Origin of the sequence: Arthrobacter sp. KBS0703 (genome assembly GCF_002008315.2) — a bacterium.
In the GTDB taxonomy this organism is placed as follows: Bacteria; Actinomycetota; Actinomycetes; order Actinomycetales; family Micrococcaceae; genus Arthrobacter.
This window is the reverse complement of record NZ_MVDG02000001.1, coordinates 1,854,508-1,875,402: the sequence shown is the minus strand read 5'-3', so window position 1 is coordinate 1,875,402 and position 20,895 is coordinate 1,854,508. Positions and strand designations below refer to the sequence as shown.

Sequence of the window (20,895 nt, the reverse complement as noted above, 5' to 3'; positions counted from 1 at the left end):
GAACCCGTGCTTGTGTCTTGGGTTCGCGCGGGCGGGGCGTACAACGGCTCTGACGGGCAGAGCCGTTGTACGAGTTCGCGGAACAAGTGGGGCCGCAAGGGTTTGGTTAGGTACGCGTCGGCGCCGGAGGCCACGCCGTTGAGCTCGTCGCCGGGTTCGGCCAAGCAGAGATAATCAGGATTGGTGCCTTCGAGTACGTCCGGATGTGGCGTGCCACGTCCAGACCGTTGAGGTCGGGCAGCCCCGGGTCCAGGGTGATGAGGGCTAGATCGAATCGAGTGTTCCGGCTGCCCGGAGTCCTGCCGTGCCGGTGGTTTCGGCGTGGACGACGAAGCCCATTCCGGTGAGGATGATGCAGAGCAGGTCCCGGATGTCCGGGTCGTCTTCGATGACAAGGCAGTGGCGTGAATTCATGTGGTCCCCCCGGCCAATTCTGCCCCTGCTCTACGCGGCCCCACTCAGGTGTAGCCGGTGAACCAAAACGCGCCCGCGACCGGGGACGGCGACGATGTTGTAGCCGGTCGCTCCTGCCCCGGTTGTGACATATCTGCCGGCAGCTGGCCCGGGCGGGGCAGATCCTTCGCATTACCCGTGATGCTGTCCCGACTCTGGCCGCCGGTCTGTCCACACGTGGTGTGGCAAACGACCATCTTCTGACTAATCTTACGGCTCGCCGAGAGCCCTGCGCGGTCCCTTGGAAAGCTGCTTGTGCGCCGATCCGAGGCTGAGCGGGCGCCGTCATCAGTGGTTGAGTGCGGGACAAGGGATGCCGGACCGGGGCCAACCTACGCGCGGCCGATTGCCGCCGCGACCCCTTCCAGGGGCGCTGCGATGATGCGAACCAGGCTCTCTGCAAGCTCGAAGATGGGGTCGTGGGCGCAACGGGGGCATTCATGGCCCTCCGCTGTCCCAATTGCTGCAGGCCCAGTGAGACGTTCATACCCGCAGGTGGGTGTGCCGTTCAGTGCCCGTGTTCGCCGCCTGCTGGAGATTTTCGAAGGGGAGCTATGTGCAATATCATCACTGCCGCAAACACTCCGGTACCTGGCAGGATGGAGGTCCTCGGGCCGAGGTGGCGGGGATGGGGGACCCGATCGGGGTCCCGCGGTCTGGCTTTAGCTCAATGCTCCCGCAAGGTCCCTCGACCCCGGGTAGCGGCCGTCGAAACCTACTTGGGGCTCACGCGGAAAGGCCCCGCGGCCTTGGAGGGGAGGCGGGGCTTTTCCTAGCGGCAGGACCGCCCAGTCTCTGACTCGGTGGGCCTGGTGTCAAAGCTAAGGGTCGTTCCTGAGAATTGCCTGCGAAACTCCGAGGAATTCGCCGCGTCCGGGCCGCATGCCCTGGCGGTGCCTGGATTTTTGTCAAGGGTTTCCGCAGGGTCGTTTCCTGATACTGGCATCCACGCCGGGCATGGACCGGTGTGCATCATCGGCCCGTTCTCGGCCCGGTGAAGTCTGGGGTCTCTGAGGGGAGTTTTTCATGAAATCTGAAAGAAATCGTCAACGGGTGGCGGCCGGTCTCGCCGCGGGTGCGCTTGCCATTCTGGCGGTGCAGAGCGCCGCGGTGCCGGCTTCGGCCGCTATTAACGCGGTGCCGGTCGCGCCGCATTCCATCCTTGTTTTCCCGGTCAGGGACTTCGTCTCCGCGTCAGGGTATGCCAGGACCGACGTGGCCACCGTTCAGGTGCTGCGTGGCGGTGCGGTCATCGGGACCGCGTCCGACCTCATCCCGCAGGACGATCCCGGGACGCCCGGTTTTGACGGTCTCGTGGAAGTCAACCACCCCGGCGGAGGCTGCTGGGACGGCGTCACACCGGACATCCGCACCGGCGATGTCGTCCGGGTTCTCACCGCCCCCACCGTCGGGGACGAGACCTTCACGGCGAATGTCAGCGTCACGCAGCAGACCACGAAGACCGGTCCCGGTACCGTGGTGATGAAGGGAACAGCTGTCGCCCCCGGCGGCGGACAGATTCCTATCGACCAGATTCAGGCCCGCATCGTGGCCAAGAACCAGTCCTTCGCCCTCAACGGCAAGCGCACCCTTCGGGCCAGCGCGGCCGCTGGCGACGACGGCACCCTGGCGTACGACGGGCCGGGCCTAACGACCTGGACGGCGACGTGGACGGGGCTCACTGGTGTCAGTGGATTCGATGGTCTTTCCGACGCGGACAGGGCATCGACCCCGGTCAACTCCGAAAGCCGCGGGATGTGGCTCGGCCGCAATCCCGCCCTCCTGACGGAAAACACGATCTTCGAGTTCGGGCAGATCGGCGGTCCCACCGCCCCTTGCACCGCGCCGCTGGCGAAGGGTCCCTCGGTTCCGGACATGACTGCCGCTTCGGACACCGGCAGTTCCGCCACTGACAACATCACGCGCATCACGTCGCCCACCTTCACGGGCGCTGTGGCGCTGCCTGATTCCACGAGCGCGACGCTGTACGTGGACGGGGCAGCCAGCGGCACGGCAACGGTCGCGGCAAATGGCAGCTTCTCGCTGACCCCGACCACGCCTCTGAGCAACGGCCGGCACACGATCACGGCCAGCGAAACCACGGCCGGGGGAACCGAAACCATGTCGGCCGGTTCCCTCGCCGTGACCGTCGATACGGTGGCGCCCCTCGTGACGGCGAAGGCCCCGGCACTTAACTCCATGGCGGTCAGCCAGACGGGCAATATCACAGCAACCTTCAATGAGCCGATTGCGGGTCTGAGCGCTGCGCGCTTCACGCTGAAGAACGCCGCCGGAGCCGTCGTGGCCGCACCAGTGACCTGGACGGCCGCAACCCGGGTCGCCACGCTGAACCCGGCAGCCACCCTCGCTGCGGACAAACGGCACACGGCAAGCCTCACGGCAGGCATCACGGACCTCGCCGGCAACCCGCTGGCCGCGTCCTCCTGGGCCTTCACGACCGGGCCCAGGCCAATCATGGCCTCCAGGACACCGGCGGTCAACGCCACCGGTGTCAGCCGGACCGCCAACGTCACGGTCACCATCAGTGAGGCCGTCAGCGGTGTCGCCAACGGAACCTTCGCGCTCAGGAACGCCGCCACGGGGGCGCTCGTCAGCTACGCGGTCAGCTACAACGCCACCACCCGGGTTGCAACACTGAACCCGAACGTGACCCTGGCCGCCAGCACGAGATACACCGCGTCGATGTCCTCAAGCATCAAGGACGCCGTCGGCAACACGCTCGCCGGTGGCTCCTGGAGCTTCACGACCGGCGGGTAGTACAGCCACACCCACCCGAGGTCAGCCCGGTGCCGCACGAGGAGTGCGGACCCGGGCTGACCTTTCGGCGCGAGCGGGCACTATACCGAGCACGCTTCCGCCGGGGCGACGGCAGGGTCGATGAATGCGACGTTCAACTTCCACGACCAGCCAGTGACAGGGTGCTGCTAAACGAACAGGCGAGGGCTCGCCCTGCAGGCCGTTACACGGGTGGCAGGAGAAGAATCCGAACTTGCTGAGCTAGGGGACGACGCTGATGAACCGGAATGGCGGGAGTCTCTCGGGGAGCTTTCGGAAAGGCTGCGGGCCGTCCCCTGCGGTAGCCAGCGTCCACCAAGCCTTCATCGGACTCTCACCTTTGGCTGGTAGTGTCCGGCCATGGACGAGCTGCTGCAGAACCTGACAGTCACCGCGAAAGACTATGCGGGCCGGAAAGGCTTCGACGAGGACTTCCTTGGCCAACACGTGCCGCTGCCGGGCCTGGCCGGGGTGGAAAGCGTCCTGCTGCCCTACACGCACTTCTCGGTGCTGATGCGCCGCGATAAGCGGCTGGCGGCCGTCACCGGTGTGGGTATCGACGGCAGCACGCTCATGGACCTGGACCGGGCGGGAATCTCTTGGAAGCTCGATCCCCGGCTTCCCGCGGAGCAGCAGACAGGGGAGCGGGTCTACACCCGGAACGACATCGACCGCGGCCACCTGGTGCGCCGGTCCTCCGCGGTCTGGGGCGACACCGTGGCCGAGGCCGAGTTGGCGAACGAAGACACCTTCCACTACACCAACGCCGCACCGCAGGCCGCCAAATTCAACCAGGGCCTGGAACTGTGGCTGGGCATCGAGTCCTACCTGCAGGAGCACGCCGCCCAATACCGGAGCCGCATCGTGGTGTTCACCGGACCCATTTTCAGCGCCCTCGATCCGGTGTACCGGGGCGTGGATATCCCGCTGCGTTACTTCAAGGTCGCCGCCTTCATCCACCAGGGCGGCCTGGCAGCCACCGGCTACGTGGTGGACCAGACCCCGCAGCTGGCCGATCTGCCCGACGTGTCCCGGCCAGGGGTCACCGAGGATGTCCCGCCGCTGGGCCCGTTCCGGACCTTCCAGGCACCCATCCGGGACATCGCCGAGCTCACCGGCCTTGACCTGGACCAGCTGGTTGCCGTGGACCGGATGCCCGTTGCCACGACTCTCGGCGCTGCCCGGGTCGGGTCCACCTGGCGGGAGCTGGGCGCCGCCGAAGACCTCGACCTGGACTTCGACCTGAAGGATTAGGCCCGGGACGCTTCTGGCCACGCCGGGTCAGGGCAGCTGGGCCTCAAAGACACGCCAAGCAAAGGAGCAGGACATGACGGCCACCGAACCCACCCGTCCGATGTCCGGGAAGGTCGCACTCGTCACCGGGGCCAGCCGCGGCATTGGCGCCGCCATCGCGGCCACACTGGCAGGCTCCGGCGCGCACGTCGTGCTGGCTGCACGCGACAGGGACGCCTTGTCCTACCTGGTCGAGACCCTTACATCCTCCGGCGGGCAAGCCACGGCCATGCCCGTCGACGTCACCGATGAGGACTCGGTGAAAAACCTGATGGCAGGGATCAGCGAGCGGTTCGGACGCCTTGACGCTGCGGTGAACAACGCCGCAGGCGGCGGACGCGCTCCGGCGCCCCTGAGCGACTGGGCCAGCGAGGACTTCGACAGCGCAATCGCGGTGAACCTCCGCGGAGTCTTCCTGTGCATGAAGTACGAAATCGAGCTCATGCTCGCTGCGGGAAGCGGTGCGGCGATCGTGAACATGACCTCCACGGCAGGCGAACAGGGCGTCGCCGGGCTGAGCGGCTATTCGGCAAGCAAATTCGGCGTTGCAGGCCTGACCCGGGTCGCTGCGCTCGACTACGCCGCCCACGGAATCCGGATTAACGCGATCGCTCCCGGGCCCATACTCACCGACCGGCTCGCCGCGGCGGGCCAAGCCGCCCAGAACCGCGTAGCCGCAAGCGTTCCGCTTGGCCGGATCGGCACCCCCGGCGATGTTGCTGCGGCAGCACTCTGGCTCTGCTCGGACCAATCGTCGTTCGTCACCGGCACCGTTCTCACAGTTGACGGCGGCAAGCTCGCAGGAACGCCCGCCTTCAATACCAGGAACTATGAGAAGGAATGAGGTCTACGAATTCTTCGACGCGGTCCTCTGAAGCGGACCTTATTACGGGTTGACCCCGGCGCCGGCGGCGGTGGGAGTTGTCCGCCGGGGAGGAACTGGAATCCCGGGGGAGGTGTAGTTGTTGATGAAGACGCGAGCGAGCTGCTGCATGGCGTGAATCCAACCGGATCGCGTTCGTCGTCCGCGACCTCGCCGGTTGTGGCCTGAAGACCCACAGCTGGAAGTCCACCACCGGCTCGCTGTAAAGCCGCAGGGACGAAGAAAAGGACGACGGCGGCACTTTCGTGCCGCCGTCGTCCTCCCAGTCGCTAACCGGTCAGTGGCAAAGCCCTCGCCGACTGTTATCTGTGGTTGTTCGAGACCCAGATGGTGACGGTGTTGCTCCTATCAAAATCGGACGACCCGTTCCTGTTGCCGCCCCGGTCGTCCTGCACCCGGATCCTGACGGTGTGGTACACCGTTACCGACCTTTCGCCCCGGTCGGCAGTCACCCTCTCCACATTGACGATTCTGTCGTGACCGGAAACCCATACGGTGTCCCAGGCATTCGGTGTCCCAAGGGTCGTGCTTCTGGAACATTCTTTGGTTGTAACGAACCTGGGCATCCTTGTCGCAGTGAATCCTGAACGGGAAACTAACCCTCACGGATTTGCGGTTCCCGTTGCGGGGATCGCCTCTCACGGCTTCACTGCCGTGGTTGGATTGTAGGGGTCGAGAGCCGTGACCGTGCAATCGGCTTTTCTGGAATGATCGGGCATTGCAGTGGCTGGCCCGGCCATGGCAACAGGACCCGCAAGCAGTCCCAAGGAAACTGTCGAGACCAGCCCGAACCTGGCCGAGAAGGAATGGCGGCTTCGGATCGTCGGAGTAGCAGTCATTTCTTGCTCCTGCATAACTATGCAAACTTCTTTGTAGCCGAGCAGCACTGGCCGATCACGTTGCGTTGGCAGGCTAAGTCAGCCACCTATGTCCGTAATTAAAAAAGGCTCCCGTAAAATGCGGGAGACCAGGGACCGGATTCGTTTCCAAAGCGGTGTCCTTGGATCCGGTAACTCACTATTTTACGCCTGACTCTCGGTTGGAGCGCTTGTCTCACCGAGATGTCGAACATGGCCGCCCGAGGATCGCGCCCTTCGGATCGGACGGTGCCCTCCAGCAGGTCAGTCCGCCGGACCCGGTAATGCATTCCCCTGTCAGTCCTGGGTGCGGCGACCCATGCAGGGTCCACCCTGGACCGAACACGGAGAGCCTCCGATTTCCAGGGAACGCAGCCGCCGACAGGGGCGGAAAGGCGCCGGCGTGATGGGCCTGTGGGCCTCGCCGGGGACATCCGGCGCCGTCCCCCGACGCCCGGGCAGCAAGAATCAGGAGTTTGGCGCTGGCGGCGCTGGCCAGCGGGGCGGTGAAAGCGGCCAGTTGGCCGAGGAACATCAGGAGCGCAATCCCCAGGGCGCCGGCGTAGGTCAGGGCGAGCACCAGGGTGGACGAGTCGTGCACCTAGCATGTGGGGCGGACGGGCTTTGCGAGGTAGGCGTCGGCGCCGGCAGCCATGCCGTCGATCTCTTCGCCGGGTTCTGCCCACGCGGTGATCATCAAGATCGGTGCCTTCGAGAGTGCCCGCAGGCCGCGCGCTACGTCCAGGCCGATGAGGTCCGAAAGGCCCGGGTCGAGAGTTATGAGGGCCAGATCCATTGTTCCGGCCGCCCGGAGACTTCCTGTGTCGGTGGGTTTCGACGCGGACCACGAAGCCCATTCCGGTAAGGACAAAATGCAGAACAGGTCCCGGATTGCCTGATTGTTTTCGATGACACGGCAATTGTCTGAATTCAGTTGTTCCCGGCCACGTCCGCCGCCACAATCCGCAACGAAACCAGCACAGCCGCACGCGACCCGTCCGTCCAACCCCATCGGCGGGTCTAAACAACAGCTCAAGCGACCCCATACGACGACCGGACCTCCGTCGGGAGCCCTGCGCTATAGACGACCTGCTGTTTTACTGGATCCACCACGGCCGCATCGGGGTGATCGGCCAGGGCATTGAGGCGTCAGCCACGAAGTTTCATGGTCTTTCTTCTGCGGTCTGCTCCCGCCTGGCTCGCTGACATCTTACCCCTTCATCCAATCATCGAGGCTTGTCAGATGCTAAGCACGCTGATCATACTCAGAGTATGGCCGGTGATGGCCGGCTGTTAGCTGACTGACAAGAAAGAAGTGCGTCATGGGAATCCTCGGATTTCTCGTTCTCGGCCTGATCGCTGGAGCCATCGCGAAGGCCATCCTTCCCGGACGGCAGGGTGGCGGGTGGCTGGTGACCCTGCTCCTGGGCGTTGTCGGTGCGATCCTCGGCGGGTGGATCGGTTCGCTCATCTTTGGCGGAGGGCTCGGAAGTTTTTTCAACCTCCGGACCTGGCTGCTGGCCATCCTGGGATCCGTCATCGCACTGGGGATCTTCGCCGCCGCAACGGGCGGAAGGCGGGGGATCTTTTCCCGGCGCAGGCTCTGAAGAGCCCAAACGGTCCGATAGCGGTCGGCGCCGCGGCGACCCCGAGCTTAGAGCCCGCCCTACAGCGCGGTGACTAGCTACCATTCGGGGACCGGCGCGGGGCTGATTTCCGCCGCCCTGTCGCCATGATCGGGCCACCTAGAGCTCCGTGCGGATGCGCTCTGTAGATGGCCCCCAGGGTCCGCAGCTAGGTGCTCACGGTGGTCGTGCTATCTCTGTTCTCGGCTGCGGCAGCGGAGATAATGATTTGCAGATCACCGGAGCTGGGCCGGCGGCGGATGAGCCTGCTGAAACCCAGGCGGAACCCCAGCCCGCCGCAGGCCCTTCGTAAGGCTGGCCGGTGATGATGCGTGCGTGATCCTCACCTCTGCGTGCCCGGCAGAGCCAATGGTGTGGCCGTCACGCACCACCCCGAGCACGCAGGGGACGGGCTGCGTGTGGGTTCGCGCCGATCTGACCTGAAGTCTGTGCAGCTTGGCGTGTTTAACCGTCGGCCGGTGGGAGCGCCGTGGCGGGACTCTCCGGCGTCCGATGCTCTGCAGGGGCCGCGCCTCTGTGCGGCGCGCTGCGATGCACTGAACGGGTCTGCTCGGGCGCCCCGACCTGCAAACCCGGGCATGATCGGTCTATTCTTAGCTGTGAAGAGCAGCTGTTCCGGTTCCGCGCGCAACCGGATTCTGCCACAAAGGATGATTCGGGATCTGAGGCTCACCATGGATGCTGCACACGCCGCCGAGGAGCCATTCCCGTTCCGCCAAGGCGTGTTCCATGGTTGATTCCACCGCTAGAGTGGGCGCCCGGGGTGACGCTGACCTGTGTACGCCGTTTCTGAGGCAGCTGCCTGTGAGCGGTGCCGCCGTGTCCATGTTCGGGGGAGCGGCGTCGGAGACCTTAGTATGCGCAAGCGATAAGCTGGCGGCCCGGCTTGATGAACTGCAGTTTGATCTGGGCGAAGGTCCACGGTGGGAAGCGCGCCACACAAGGCTCCCGGTTCTGGTCCCTGATGTTCGCGACGCCCACCCATACTCGTGGCCGGTTTTTAGTAAAGCAATCCTGGAGACCGAAGCCGCGGCGCTGTTTGTCTTCCCGCTGACCGTGGGCGCTTTGGATCTGGGAGTCGTCGAACTCCACCACACGAAACCGGGCAGCCTGAGCGAAGCCGATCGCGCGACCGCATCGGTGCTCGCCGCCCAGACGGCATGGCATCTGTTGCGGCGGGTTCTGTTGGTGAACTCGCCGGACACGGACCCCGCAGTGGAAACGGCACTGTTGTCCAGACGGGAAATCCACCAGGCAACGGGAATGGTCCTGGCACAATCAGGGACTTCCGTTGCGGACGCCCTACTGCTGATGCGCGCACACGCATTCGCCAATGCGCTGTCACTACGGGAAACGGCTGACGCGGTGCTGCAGGGAAGCCTGAATTTTGCCCCGCAGAATGACAGAGACGGCAATCGTGGTCTGCAGTAATATGGCCACACGGTGACGACAAGCCGCGCCGAGCGCGTCAGCGCGGCCTTCGTAAGAATCACGAACACGCTGGTCGCTGACTACGACGTGCTGGATTGGCTCCATGCGCTCGTCGAGGCAGCAGTCGATCTTCTTGATGCCGCCGCTGCCGGCTTGCTTCTGGCTGATCCGCACGGCCAGCTGCAGGTCCTGGCCTCCACCAGCGAACTAAGCCAACTGGTGGAGATACTTCAACTGGAGGCTGGCTCCGGGCCGTGCGTTGAGTGCTACCGGACAGGAACACTCGTGGTCGTGGAAGACATCCCCGCCATGAGCGGGCACTGGCCAGAATTCCAGGCGGCCGCCCTCTCACAGGGCTTCCGTTCGGTGCACGCGGTACCGCTCCGTGTTCAAGGCAGGACCATCGGGGCCATGGGCCTCTTCGGTGAACATCCGGGCACCCTGACCCAGGAGGATGTTGCCATCGGCCAGGCGCTGGCAGACGTGGCGACTATCAGCATTCTGCAGGAGCGCAGCATCCGGGAATCAGCCCTGGTCAACGATCATTTGCAACGCGCCCTGAACAGCCGCGTCCTCATCGAACAGGCCAAGGGCGTCTTTGCCTACACCGCGGGGGTCGATATGGACGAGGCCTTCCGACGGTTGCGCACCTTAGCGCGCGCCAGCAACCAGAACCTGCACGACACGGCAGCCCACGTCATCGACCGGACGCTGACTCTCTAGGCGGCAAAGGCCTTAGCCAGCAGCTCAGGTGGAAGATCCGGCAGTAGTTCGCGAGGAAAGTTTGCCTAGAGGAACCTTGCAGTCATCCCCTCCAATCTGGGTACTACTGGGTCACCGTCCGTGCCGAATTCCGCGCATATCCCAAGGGGCGCGGGGAAAACTGTGAGTGTCCTGGAGTTGAAGGTGCCGCGACCCGAGAAGCCAGAACAGCCGGGCCCGGCGCACTCCCCCCAGCCGCATCGGACCCGGCATCCAAAGACCCGCGCCAGGCCGGGGTGGCATGGCGGGCCACCTGGAGGATCTGCCCAGCCGCCGCTGGTCCGGCACGAGCATGGAACCGCGACAGCCGCAGCTGGTATGCCTTTTGAGTGTTTATGGCACGGCCCGAATGCGACAGCCACAGGGCGTAGCCACGGCATTCTTCCCTACTAACGAAGCGATCATCCATCACAACCCACACCTTGTTGTTTCCCCGACCGAGCTCGCAAGCGCGGATCATCGATTCGTCCGCCGCTCTCGAATGCCGTTCCTGCCCCTTGCGAGGTCATTGGCACCTCGGCGATTGACCCGTCGTCGCCGATTTCGATCGCTTCTACACGGAGGCGGCGGCGATACCGGCGAGGTAGTAGGTGTCGCCGATCCTTCTCATCGAGGAGCCTTCACTGAAGAAGTGCTCTTCTTCAGTGAGCAGCGGACTGCGTTGCGAAGCGACGTCGAGAGACATCATGTCATCGTTCAGCCGGGCGCCGTGGGCATGAATCTGGCCCCAGTAGTAGTAGGCGGCGCCGTGGTCATCGACGAAGACGGCCGGATCGATTCCCGTTGCCGGGAGCCGCACCGCGGTGCCGAAGGGCCCTTCCGTACGGTCGGAGCGGGCAACTCCCTCGCTTCCGCCTGAGAGGCAGAAGTAAAGGTTGTAGCTGCCGTTGCGTTCGATGGCATCGGGCGCGAACAGCATGCGCTCAGGCCGTTTTCGGAGGACGAGGGAGAGCGCCAGACGAAGCAGGTCCTTAGCCCTCGGCCCGGAGGCCCTGCGGTCCAGACCTTATCGGCAATGGTTGGCCAGGTAAGGCTGCGATTTAACCGCCAAACGAAGTTACAGTCACAACATATCTGCGCCGGCCCCGAAACTTCGGTCCATCTGCCCGTTTCGAAAGCGGCCGGTTTCAGGAAGCAGGAGCTTCACCGCACTTCTGTGCTCTGTGGTGTGGCAAGTCTCCGTGACTTAGGGCGATGGCTGTTGGGACGGTGCGAGCGGCAATGACCAACGTGAAGGCCGTTGCGAGGCCGAGAATCGTCCACGCGTAAATTTACCGGCCGGGGAGGTCGGTTGTTGCAAGCCAGCGGATGGAATAGTTCGCGGTGGCACCAACGGGAAAGGTGAACACCCAAAACATCTGCGTGAAGGGAAGCTTGCGGTACTCGGGGAGAAGCATGACCTGCGTCAGTGCCATGATCACCAGAACGCCTGTTAGGCCAAGCTGGACGGCCCCCACAGGGCCTGGATGTGACAGCATCCAGGCAATGTTGGCCGTTGCAGGCGCAGCCAGGTACGCGGACAATCCGGTCTTGGCTGCTGCTGTCAGCTCGCCGCCGGTCATCAGCCGGACAGTGACCACGGTTCCTACGACCAGCCAGAAGAACGCGCCAATGCCAAACGCGGCCGTGGCTGCATCACGGGCGTGGATGCTTGAGAATCCGATGCTGGCAACGAAGAATCCGGGCACGACGGGCAGCAGGTAGCCGGGATGGATGGACTGCATGGAGACCCCGCCGGTGACCCAGTGGGCGAGGAGCTGGGCGGCGACGATGGCAAGGGCGGCAATGAAACCCACGCACAGCCAGGCGCCCCATGGCGGCAGATACTGGCTGTAGTGGGACGAAAGCAGGATCCCCACTAGCGGGATGAAGGACGCGAAAGGCCCCGCCACTTCGTGTCGCAGGTCGGCCCGGAATGCTCTTTTCCGGCGAAGGCCCCGAAACACGTAGGCGGCGGTCAGGATCAGCCACAGCGAGCTGGCTGCCCCGTAGAGGATTTCCTCCGGCCACATCGGGGACCCGAGAGAGCTCCTCGCGGCGGACCAGCCACCGCCAAGGCCGGCGAGCCCCAAGGGCATGCCGAAGCGGCTCAACGCGGGCATTCCCGAAAGGGGGGCCGGGGGCAAGGCGCGATCCTGAGCGGCAGGTGTCAGGGCAACGGCGGTGCCGTTATCAGTCATGTTGTCAGAGCGCCCGGTTGGTGGGGGAAGATGAGCAGCGTGCTCGTGGCGGTGGCGAGGAGTTCTCCGTCGGCGGTGCTGAGGCGGCCTTCGGTGAAGATCACCCGCGAGCCGGCTTTTACGACTGACCCCTCTGCGCGCAGAGCACCCCTGTGAAGCGTGATAGGTCGCAGGTACTTGACCGCCAGATCGATAGAGGTGTAGCCGATCCCTGCTTCCAAGGTACTATGTGCTGCGCAGCCGAGTACCGTGTCGAGGAGCGTGCAGGCCAGGCCGCCGTGCACCATTCCGAGGGGGTTGTTGTGCGCTCCTCCCGGCCGGCACTGGAACTCGACGTGTCCGTACCTCGCATCGACGAGATCGAAATTCATGAGGGAAGCGATCGGCGGCGGCGCAATGCTGCCATCGCGGAGGCCGGAAAAGTAGTCCAGACCCGACAGCCGTGGCAGCTGTTCGAGCGCGACTGCCGGATCAATCCAGGTGAAGGTTTCCGAGCGTTGCGCCGAGGTGTTGATTGTCACCGGGGTTTCCTCCTTAGAGCTCTGCAGGCCTTTAGGGTTTGTCGCGGTCATACCGGTGTGTTGGCTGCCAGGGTCGGGTACAGATCCGAGATCGAACCAGACAGGCCGCGCTTCACGCCAGCGCTGATTTCGTCCACGATGACCTCGTACTCACCCTGCTCGAGCCCATTGAACGACTTCCGCGCGACTTCCTCGGGGAGATCTTCGGGGCATTCACGCCCTTGGCCATGGCTGTGTCCATGTAGCCGAGGTGAACGCCCGTGACCTGCGTGCCTTGGGGGGCCAGTTCCACGCGGAAGGAGTTGGTCGCCGACCACAGCGCGGCCTTTGATGCGCTGTAGGCGCCGGTGAGTGCGATCCAGCTGAGCACCGAGTGAATGTTGAGGACCGCTGATGTCCCGCTGGCGGCGAGCACCGGTGCGAATGCCCTGGTCAAGGCGACCGGTCCGAAGAAGTTGGTCTCCATGACCTCACGGATCTTCTCGTCGGGGAGTGCCAAGAACGTGTCCGATTCGACGCTCATGCCGGCGTTGTTGATCAGAACGGTGACGTCCTGGGCCTGGGTAACGGCGGCCCGGATCGAGTCAGGGTTGGTGACATCGAGGGCGAGGGGGACGACCCGGGAGTCGTTCCACTCTTCCGGGCGGCGGGCCGTCGCGTACACCTTCGCAGCACCCCGGGCGAGGGCCTGCTCCACGAGCTCGCGGCCCAGGCCTCCATTTGCACCGGTAACGAGGACGACGGCGCCAGATAGCAGTGGCATGGATTCTCCTGATCTCAGAAAGGCGGCGACGCGGTTGTCGTGACCTCAGAGCATCAGAGTAGCCGAGTGAGTTTGATTTTCCAACTGACTTGTATACTTGAAGAAAGTACCGAAAGCAGGTGAGCGATGAATCGGCCGACCGATAAGGCAGTAGATGCGCCCAGGGCGTGTTTCATCGCGGCGGGGCTCGACGTGCTCGGGGAGCGGTGGGCGCTGCTGGCGCTTCGCGAGATGTCCTTGGGCGTTCACCGGTTCGATCAGATCGCGCGTAATACCGGCGCGTCCCGCGACATCCTGACGGGCCGGCTGCGCACACTCGAAAGCCACGGCGTGATCGAGCGCGTCCAGTACTCCGAGCGCCCCCCGCGCTACGAGTACCACCTCACAACTTCCGGGGCCGAAGTCGCGCCCATCCTCATTTCACTCGCAGCGTGGAGCAGTACATGGATGCGCGACGAGACACCCCGTGCCTCCTACCGACACAGTTGCGGGGCCGACCTGAAACCGGTGGTGTCGTGTGCGGAATGCGGTGAGGAATTCACCCCAGGAAGCCTGATGCTGGGACCGCTTGTGTCAGCGGCCGGTACGGTCCCGGCGTCCGACCAGTAAGAACAATAACCGGACATAGGACGACGGCGGTATCTCCCGCCGTCTTTCTTGGGCCTCGGACTGCGGGTAGGTGCCGTGGGAGTGGTGCTCCGCTGAGTGGTCGTTTTCTTCATACCCTTTCAATTCCCTTGGGGTGGGATGGCTACATGCCAACGCCGCTCAAACGCTTGGTTTTCAGCCGAATGATCGTACGAATGACCTGGGCCAGGACGCTCGCTGACCCTGTAGCGGATGGTTTGAGTCTCCCTCATCGCCAGCCGCTTCCCGGCTCCCGACGCCATTATTCTGGTGCGGGCGTAGGTGCTCGGCGCCGTCGTGCCGAGGGAGGTCTATACGGAGGGTGGCGCCGATGTGGTTGGGGTCGACGCTGAGGCAGGCCAGGCTTTCCCTGGGCCAGAAGCCGCATGCACGGCGCCGAACACGGGTTCGGTACGTCGATCTGACGTCGTCACCCCGAAGAGGGCGTTTGGCCGTCTTGGGTGAGAAAATCACAAGGTCGAGTGAGGTTATCGCGACTTCGACGATCCGCCGGCTGCCGTAACAAGACCGAAAGCGATGAGCGGTGTATCCCGTTTCCAGCGGAGCGCAGTGTGAAGGTGTTTTTCTGCCATCTCGTGCGGCCGCTGGGGGTAGATCTCGCGGCGCCGCTGGGGTAGGTTGAGCGCAACTATCAGCGTCGGCGGGGAGTCAACCGTGACCAATAGCAGGCCCAAGAACAATTGGCATGTCCCGTCCCGCCTCATCATCGCGTTCGGCATCGCAACCGCAGCTGCATTGGCGATCACCGCGTGCACGTCCACGCCTACGCAGACCCCGGCGTCGTCCACTGCACCGCCGTCGGGGGCCACTCCAAGTAACGACACAACGGCTGGAGGAAAGACGGGATCTGCGACTCTGCGCGGACTGGACAAAGCCAGGGTCCAGGAGACTTTCCAGACTCTTGCCAAGGAGCTGCTCGTACCGGGAGCGGCCATGATGCTGCGCACCACTCAAGGCGACATCAACCTCACCTACGGCGTGACGAGCGCCGGAGGGACAACATCTGTCTCACTCGATGACCACATCCGCATCGGCTCCATCACCAAGACATGGACCGGGACCGTAATCCTGCAGCTCGTGCAGGAAGGAAAACTCAAGCTTGAGGACCCCGTTTCGAAATACCGCCCAGACGTACCGAACGGCGACAACATCACCATCGAGCAACTCCTGACCATGCGTAGCGGGATCTACAACTACTCGGAGTCGTACGAGCTCAGCAAGGCCCTGGATACCACGCCACAACGGGTCTGGACGCCTGAGGAACTCGTGGCCATCGCCCTTCCGCTGCCCGTCTATTTCGGCCCCGGCAAAGGCTTTCACTATTCGAACACCAACACGGTTCTGCTGGGGCTCATAGCCGAGAAGCTGGATGGCAAGGGCTTCGGCCAGATCGTGCGCGACCGGATTTTGGGACCACTCGGCCTGAACCAAACATCCTTTCCGGCGTCGGACTCTTCGGGCCTTCCGGAGCCTTTCTCCCGCGGCTACATGTACATGGACAACCTCCTCACCCTGTCCACGACCAAGCTTCCGGCCGACTTGATCGCCAAGGCACAGGACGGCTCATTGAAACCGAACGACTACACAAACGCCAACCCTTCTTGGACGTGGGCCGCTGGGCAGGGCGTCTCCACGGCGGGCGACCTCGTTACAATGGCCGAGGGCCTCACTGATGGCAGGCTGCTCAACCCGGACCTTCAAAAGAAGCGGATGGACAGCCTTGTGCCGGTCGACGCGGACAACGCAGGCGCGGCCCTGTATGGCATGGCACTGGCCCAGTTCGGCCCGCTCTACGGACACACTGGCGAACTCCCCGGCTACAACACCTTCATGGGCAGGGATCCGCAGAACAAAGTGACCTTGGTCGTGTGGACCAACCTTGCCCCTGCGCCGGACGGACGGGACCCGGCGTCGACCATCGCCAAGGCCATCATCGGGGACCTCTACGGCGCAGCGCCTTCAGGGCCAGCCACGCGGTCAACGTCAGATACGGCGCCGCCCGGCTGATGAGCCCTTGGCCCCGCGGGGGAAACAGCAGTCGGCGACAATTCTCGCGAGTTCCTCCTCTGTGAGCAATATTCTTCCGTGACTTGTTGCGACGCCTGCAGGCTGCCGGATCGCCGCCGGTCTCCGTCGCCAAGGGCAAAAGAAGGCCCACCATCAGGCCTGGAAGAGTCTGACACAAGGGACTTCAGATGTTTGGCCTCATCAAGCTTGGGGACCAATAGGGGCCGCGCCGTCAACAGTCTCTCATGAGCGAGGGCAAGCTCAACGCCAACATCACCCAGACGCCCGCCACGTATCCAGGCTCGTTCCATCCGTGTAGCTTCGCCCGTGAACGGGCGCCCTCATGCTTCTTTCCGAGGTCTGACGGCCAGCCCGACGACGGCTGCCAGCGCGAGGGCGGAGAGGATGGTCGCCGACCAGAACCCGGCCCGTCCGCCGGTCAGGAAGTCGCCGGGGGTGGCAAAGGCCGCGTAGGTCGAAGCCACGATGGCCAGTCCGACGGCGCCGCCAAGCTGCTGCATTGTCTGGAAAAGACCCGAGGCGGACCCTGCGTGCTCGGGTTCGACGTTGCGAAGCGCGAGCGTCGTGAGCGGCATGAACGTTATGCCAGCTGAGATTCCCGTCAAGAGAAGGGCAGCCATGACGATGGCGAAGGGGGTGTCCGGACTCAGTTGCGTGAGCGGCAGGAAGGCGACCACGCGAAGGGCCGTGCCGAAGATGACGAGGCGGATGGCCCCGAAGCGCTCGACCAGTCGCGGGACGATCCGCGACATCGCGAAGATGCTCAGGGGCATCGGCAGGAACGCCAGCCCCGTCAACAGTGGCGTGAGCTGCAGATCGTTTTCGAGGTACTGGACCATGAGGAAGAACATCGCCAGCATCCCGCCATAGGTGGCCGCCATCGCAGCCAGCGCCGCCACCCGGCTCGGGCTGCGGAGTAGCTGCGGGCGGAGGAGGGGGTGGGCCACCCTCCGCTCGGTGAAGGCGAGCACGGTGATCAGCGCTGCGCCGACCACGAGTCCGCCGATCGTGCGGGGACTGGACCAGCCGTCGTCGCCCGCTTGGAGTAGAGCCCACACGATGGCGACGGCGCCGCCCGTTGCGGTCACCGCTCCGAGCACGTCGAAGCGCCCGGGTCTCCGGGGAGTTTCGGCGACGAGGCGCGGCACGGCAAGGAGGACGACGACGCCGATCGGCACGTTGATGAAGAGGGTCCACCGCCAGTTGGCGATGTCGGTGAGCAGGCCGCCAAGAATGAGCCCGAGGGCGCCGCCCATCGAGGCGACGGCGGAGAACAACGCAAGTGCCCGGTTCCGCGCGCCGTCATCCCTCGCGCTCGTGGTGATGAGCGCGAGCACGCTCGGGGCGGCGAACGCGGCACCGAGGCCTTGGAGTGCGCGTGCGATGACCAGGAGCAGGGGTGAGGTGGCCAGGCCGCCGAGCAGCGAGAAGACCGTGAAGACTGCGACGCCCACCAGGAAGGTGCGGCGACGGCCGAAGACGTCTCCGATCCGTCCGCCGAGCAGCAGGAGGCCGCCGAAGGCGACGGCGTAGCCGTTCAGGACCCAGCTGAGCTGGGCGCGGGTGAAATCGAGGTCGGTGGCGATGTGGGGGAGTGCGACGTTGACCACTGTCGCATCGAGGACAAGCATGAGTTGGGCAAGCATGACCAGCCAGAGGCCAATGCTGCCGGCGCGGCGGCCGGATGGCGCGATCCCGGCGGGCGCTCGGGTGGCGATTGTGGATGTCATGGGGTGGTGTCCTGTTCTAGCCGATGGGCTGACGTACACTAAGAGGAGAGATGCTCCGGTTAAGACTATACGGAGACACTCTCCGTTTGGCAACAATGTTTGAAAGGTGTTTCTGTGCGCGCTGACGCCCAACGCAACCGCGATCGGATCGTGGAGGTTGCACGTGCGCTGTTCCGCGCCAAAGGCTTCGACGCCGTCTCAATGGACGAGGTCGCCAAAGGGGCCGAGGTGGGCCCCGGCACGCTGTACCGGCACTTCCCGACCAAAGAGTCCCTGTACGACGCAGTCCTCGAGGCGTGGGCGGAGAAGGTCAACGCTGCAGTCGACAGGGCGCTTTCGCTCGACGCCTCCGCGCGCGAGCAGCTGTTGGCCTGGCTGACCGACTATGCGGCGATGCTGACAGAACACAAGGGTGCGGCCGCGCGGATCACTGCTGCGCTGGGTGATCCCGGGTCTCCATTCGCAGCAAAATGCACTACTTACCTCAATGCGAATCAGCGCCTAATTGACGGGTTGGACTCGGCCCTGCGCCCCGGCGTCGAGGCAATGCAAATCAGTCGGCTTGTTGGCGGGATGGCTGCAGTGGCAGACAACAGCGAGCTTCCCGCCGAATCAGTGGCATCGATGCTCGCAATCGTCGCCGACGGACTGCTCGCTCCCTGACGGCTGCGGAGAACGCATTCGAATGATGAAGGGACGTCCCGCCAGAGAATTCCGATGGTCGATCCGGCCATTTCCCATCAAACAGAAGCACCAACTGCGATGGGCGGGCGGGCGTGTAAGGCCGGAAGCGAAGGCGCCGGTCGCCCTTGTCGTGGATTCCCGTCGTCGGACGACGGCGGTGAGTGCCCACGGGAACAGGGCGTCGACGCCGTCGATTGCCGCGACCTCCCGACATTGTCGATGGCGAGTTTGCTTTCGGCGGGACGGGTCGGTAGTCCGGCGCGACCGCTGGGGGTCTGCGCGCTGATCGCCCCGTGGAACTTCCCCACCAACCTCGGTCAGCAAACTGGCGCCGGCACTGCTGCGGGCTGCGCCGTGGTGATCAAGCCGGCGTCGCCCACTCCGCTGTCCATCCCGGTGATTATCGACGCCGTTGCCGCGGCCGGGGTCCCGGCGGGTGTGGTCAACCTGGTCACCGGTTCCGGCCGGCTGGGGATGTGCTGGTGAAGCACCAAGGCATGGATAAGGTGGCGTTCACGGGTTCGACGCCGGTGGGCCGGAAAATTGGCGCGGCCTGCGGTGAGCTGCTACGCCCGGTCACGCTGGAGCTGGGCGGGAAATCCAGCGCCGTTGTGCTGCCCGACGCGGATCTGGACGCCATGTCCAAGGTGCTGATCCGGTCCTCCATGCGCAACACCGGCCAGACCTGCCACGTCTCCACCCGGCTCCTGGCGCCAGCGAGCCGCTATGACGAGGTGGTGGACATGGTCACGGCCACGACCGCTGCCGGGAAGCAGGGTGATCCGCTCGATTCGGCCACCGTGTTCGGCCCCTGCGCGACGGAGCCCCAGTACCGGACCGTGCTGGAGTAGGTGTGACAGCTACCCGTAGGTCGTGAGGCGCTGACGGGCGCCGGCCACGATGACTGTGGCCGCAGTTTCCAGCTGGCCCTCGGTTAGTGAGGATCGCTCGCCGCGACGACGATCTTGCCTAGCGTGTGGCCGGACTCCACCATGGCATGTGCCTTGCGAAGATTCTCGGCGTTGATCGGGTGGAACGTGTGGGTATGCGTGCTGCGAATGATCCCCGCGTCGACCATCGAGGCGACCTTGTTGAGCAGCCGGTGCTGCTCAATCCTGTCCGGTGTTTGGAACAAAGAGCGCGTAAACATAAGCTCCCAGTGCCATGTGAGGCTTTTGCTCTTGAGATGTGCCACGTCGACCTGACCCGGATCGTCGATGGCCACGATCTCGCCGAACGGTTTCAGGATTTCCACAAAAGCGTCCAGTTGGCCTGCCGAATGCGTGGTGAAGATATAGTCGACGCCCTCTGGCGCGACACGCTGAACATCCTCCCGCAGAGCTTCTCCGTGCCTGACGGTCTCTTGGGCTCCGAGGGAGCGGACCCACTCCTGGCTTTCTTTTCGGCCGGCGGAGGCGATGACATGCAAACCCGGTATGAGGGCCTTGACCAGCTGGACCACCATGGACCCGACTCCACCTGCACCACCGATGATGAGCAATGTCCCTGAACTGTCCTGGGACAGGCCAAGTTTGACGAACAGTCCCTCCCACGCGGTGATGGACGTGAGCGGAAGTGCGGCGGCCTGCGCGAAGTTAAGGGTTTTCGGCATACCTCCAACGAGCCGCTCATCCACTGCCTGGAATTGTGCGTTGCTTCCCGCACGATTGATGGCCCCCGCGTAAAAGACGTCATCACCTGCCTTGAACAATGTCACGTCGGCGCCAACGGCGCGGACAGTCCCGGCTGCGTCGTAGCCAAGCACCTTGGGCCTGCCGGCAGGGTCATTGCCGGAACGTACTTTCACGTCAACAGGATTGACGGAAACCGCATTAACTTCCACCAGAAGGTCCGTCGGGCCGACTTCAGGCAAGGGGAGGAGGACATCTTCAAGGCTGGCATCATCAGAGATCGGAAGGTTTTTGGTGTAGGCAACTGCGTTCATGGTCTTGGTCATGAAGCCATAGTGATCCGAGCGGAGTAGTTACCGTCAAGGGCCCTTAATTCCTTTTGGTTACGATACGGATTTCTTAGACTCAGGACGTAGCGTCCAAACCGGATCAAAGCCTGGGTTGGCGGATCGTCGAGTAGTTGCCGCGTTGGCCCAATAAACCTGGCGAGAGGGCCTCGAATAGAGGGCTGTCGCCGACTGCGGCGGTCGTTCGGCGCCGCTAAACCATCCCAGCCCATGTCCGGGTCCACACCGCGTCGGACGGGTGG

General features: G+C 64.2%; 17 protein-coding genes and 1 pseudogene. 10 read left to right on the top strand and 8 right to left on the bottom strand.

Annotated features, from left to right (window positions below):
• Positions 1-264: 264 nt before the first annotated feature.
• Positions 265-414, bottom strand: a complete 150-nt coding sequence (locus B1A87_RS22945; RefSeq protein WP_185982288.1) for a hypothetical protein — start codon at positions 412-414, stop codon at positions 265-267.
• Positions 415-1,479: 1,065 nt separating this feature from the next.
• Between B1A87_RS22945 and B1A87_RS08860 the strand changes: the two genes are divergently transcribed.
• From B1A87_RS08860 to B1A87_RS08850, 3 genes are all read left to right on the top strand, one after another.
• Entirely contained in the window at positions 1,480-3,231 is a 1,752-nt protein-coding gene (locus B1A87_RS08860; RefSeq protein WP_144275763.1) for an Ig-like domain-containing protein, read from the top strand.
• Between the two features lie 378 nt (positions 3,232-3,609).
• A complete protein-coding gene (locus B1A87_RS08855) occupies positions 3,610-4,503 on the top strand; it encodes a DNA/RNA non-specific endonuclease (RefSeq protein WP_078029513.1) in 894 nt (297 codons plus the stop codon).
• A gap of 73 nt (positions 4,504-4,576) precedes the next feature.
• Positions 4,577-5,386, top strand: a complete 810-nt coding sequence (locus B1A87_RS08850) for an SDR family NAD(P)-dependent oxidoreductase (protein ID WP_078029514.1) — start codon at positions 4,577-4,579, stop codon at positions 5,384-5,386.
• A gap of 1,497 nt (positions 5,387-6,883) precedes the next feature.
• Here B1A87_RS08850 and B1A87_RS23755 read toward each other — a convergent pair.
• Positions 6,884-7,294 (bottom strand): response regulator transcription factor, encoded by a 411-nt coding sequence (locus B1A87_RS23755; protein WP_078029515.1) that lies wholly within the window; start codon positions 7,292-7,294, stop codon positions 6,884-6,886.
• 310 nt (positions 7,295-7,604) lie between these two features.
• On the opposite strand from B1A87_RS23755, the gene B1A87_RS08840 reads away from it, so the two are divergent.
• The 3 genes from B1A87_RS08840 to B1A87_RS08830 all read left to right on the top strand — a co-directional run bounded on the left by B1A87_RS08840 (position 7,605) and on the right by B1A87_RS08830 (position 10,082).
• Complete coding sequence (locus B1A87_RS08840) at positions 7,605-7,889, top strand: GlsB/YeaQ/YmgE family stress response membrane protein (protein WP_078029516.1); 285 nt, start codon at positions 7,605-7,607, stop codon at positions 7,887-7,889.
• Positions 7,890-8,732: 843 nt separating this feature from the next.
• The gene (locus tag B1A87_RS08835; protein WP_260680763.1) at positions 8,733-9,359 is read left to right on the top strand and encodes a GAF and ANTAR domain-containing protein; all 627 of its coding nucleotides are present in this window, start codon (positions 8,733-8,735) and stop codon (positions 9,357-9,359) included.
• A gap of 12 nt (positions 9,360-9,371) precedes the next feature.
• Entirely contained in the window at positions 9,372-10,082 is a 711-nt protein-coding gene (locus B1A87_RS08830) for a GAF and ANTAR domain-containing protein (RefSeq protein WP_078029518.1), read from the top strand.
• 592 nt (positions 10,083-10,674) lie between these two features.
• Here the strand turns inward: B1A87_RS08830 and B1A87_RS08825 are convergent.
• From B1A87_RS08825 to B1A87_RS08810, 4 genes are all read right to left on the bottom strand, one after another.
• Positions 10,675-11,040, bottom strand: coding sequence for a family 43 glycosylhydrolase (locus tag B1A87_RS08825; protein WP_078029519.1), 366 nt, complete (start codon positions 11,038-11,040; stop codon positions 10,675-10,677).
• 352 nt (positions 11,041-11,392) lie between these two features.
• A complete protein-coding gene (locus tag B1A87_RS08820; RefSeq protein WP_185982287.1) occupies positions 11,393-12,223 on the bottom strand; it encodes a TDT family transporter in 831 nt (276 codons plus the stop codon).
• A 74-nt stretch (positions 12,224-12,297) separates the two neighbouring features.
• Entirely contained in the window at positions 12,298-12,822 is a 525-nt protein-coding gene (locus B1A87_RS08815; protein WP_260680762.1) for a PaaI family thioesterase, read from the bottom strand.
• Between the two features lie 112 nt (positions 12,823-12,934).
• The gene (locus B1A87_RS08810; protein WP_313902467.1) at positions 12,935-13,585 is read right to left on the bottom strand and encodes an SDR family oxidoreductase; all 651 of its coding nucleotides are present in this window, start codon (positions 13,583-13,585) and stop codon (positions 12,935-12,937) included.
• 192 nt (positions 13,586-13,777) lie between these two features.
• On the opposite strand from B1A87_RS08810, the gene B1A87_RS08805 reads away from it, so the two are divergent.
• Both B1A87_RS08805 and B1A87_RS08800 read left to right on the top strand, forming a co-directional pair.
• Positions 13,778-14,194 carry a helix-turn-helix domain-containing protein gene (locus tag B1A87_RS08805; RefSeq protein WP_260680761.1) on the top strand — a complete coding sequence of 139 codons (417 nt, stop codon included), beginning with the start codon at positions 13,778-13,780 and terminating at the stop codon, positions 14,192-14,194.
• Positions 14,195-14,887: 693 nt separating this feature from the next.
• Positions 14,888-16,240, top strand: coding sequence for a serine hydrolase (locus B1A87_RS08800; RefSeq protein WP_260680760.1), 1,353 nt, complete (start codon positions 14,888-14,890; stop codon positions 16,238-16,240).
• Positions 16,241-16,581: 341 nt separating this feature from the next.
• Here the strand turns inward: B1A87_RS08800 and B1A87_RS08795 are convergent, their stop codons facing one another.
• Complete coding sequence (locus tag B1A87_RS08795) at positions 16,582-17,991, bottom strand: MFS transporter (RefSeq protein ID WP_078029524.1); 1,410 nt, start codon at positions 17,989-17,991, stop codon at positions 16,582-16,584.
• A 114-nt stretch (positions 17,992-18,105) separates the two neighbouring features.
• Between B1A87_RS08795 and B1A87_RS08790 the strand changes: the two genes are divergently transcribed.
• Together B1A87_RS08790 and B1A87_RS08785 are read left to right on the top strand one after the other, a co-directional pair.
• A complete protein-coding gene (locus B1A87_RS08790) occupies positions 18,106-18,654 on the top strand; it encodes a TetR/AcrR family transcriptional regulator (protein ID WP_078029525.1) in 549 nt (182 codons plus the stop codon).
• Between the two features lie 54 nt (positions 18,655-18,708).
• Positions 18,709-19,526 (top strand): annotated as a pseudogene (locus B1A87_RS08785) (aldehyde dehydrogenase family protein).
• An 83-nt stretch (positions 19,527-19,609) separates the two neighbouring features.
• Here the strand turns inward: B1A87_RS08785 and B1A87_RS08780 are convergent.
• Positions 19,610-20,632 (bottom strand): zinc-binding alcohol dehydrogenase family protein, encoded by a 1,023-nt coding sequence (locus B1A87_RS08780; protein ID WP_078029526.1) that lies wholly within the window; start codon positions 20,630-20,632, stop codon positions 19,610-19,612.
• Positions 20,633-20,895: the final 263 nt, after the last annotated feature.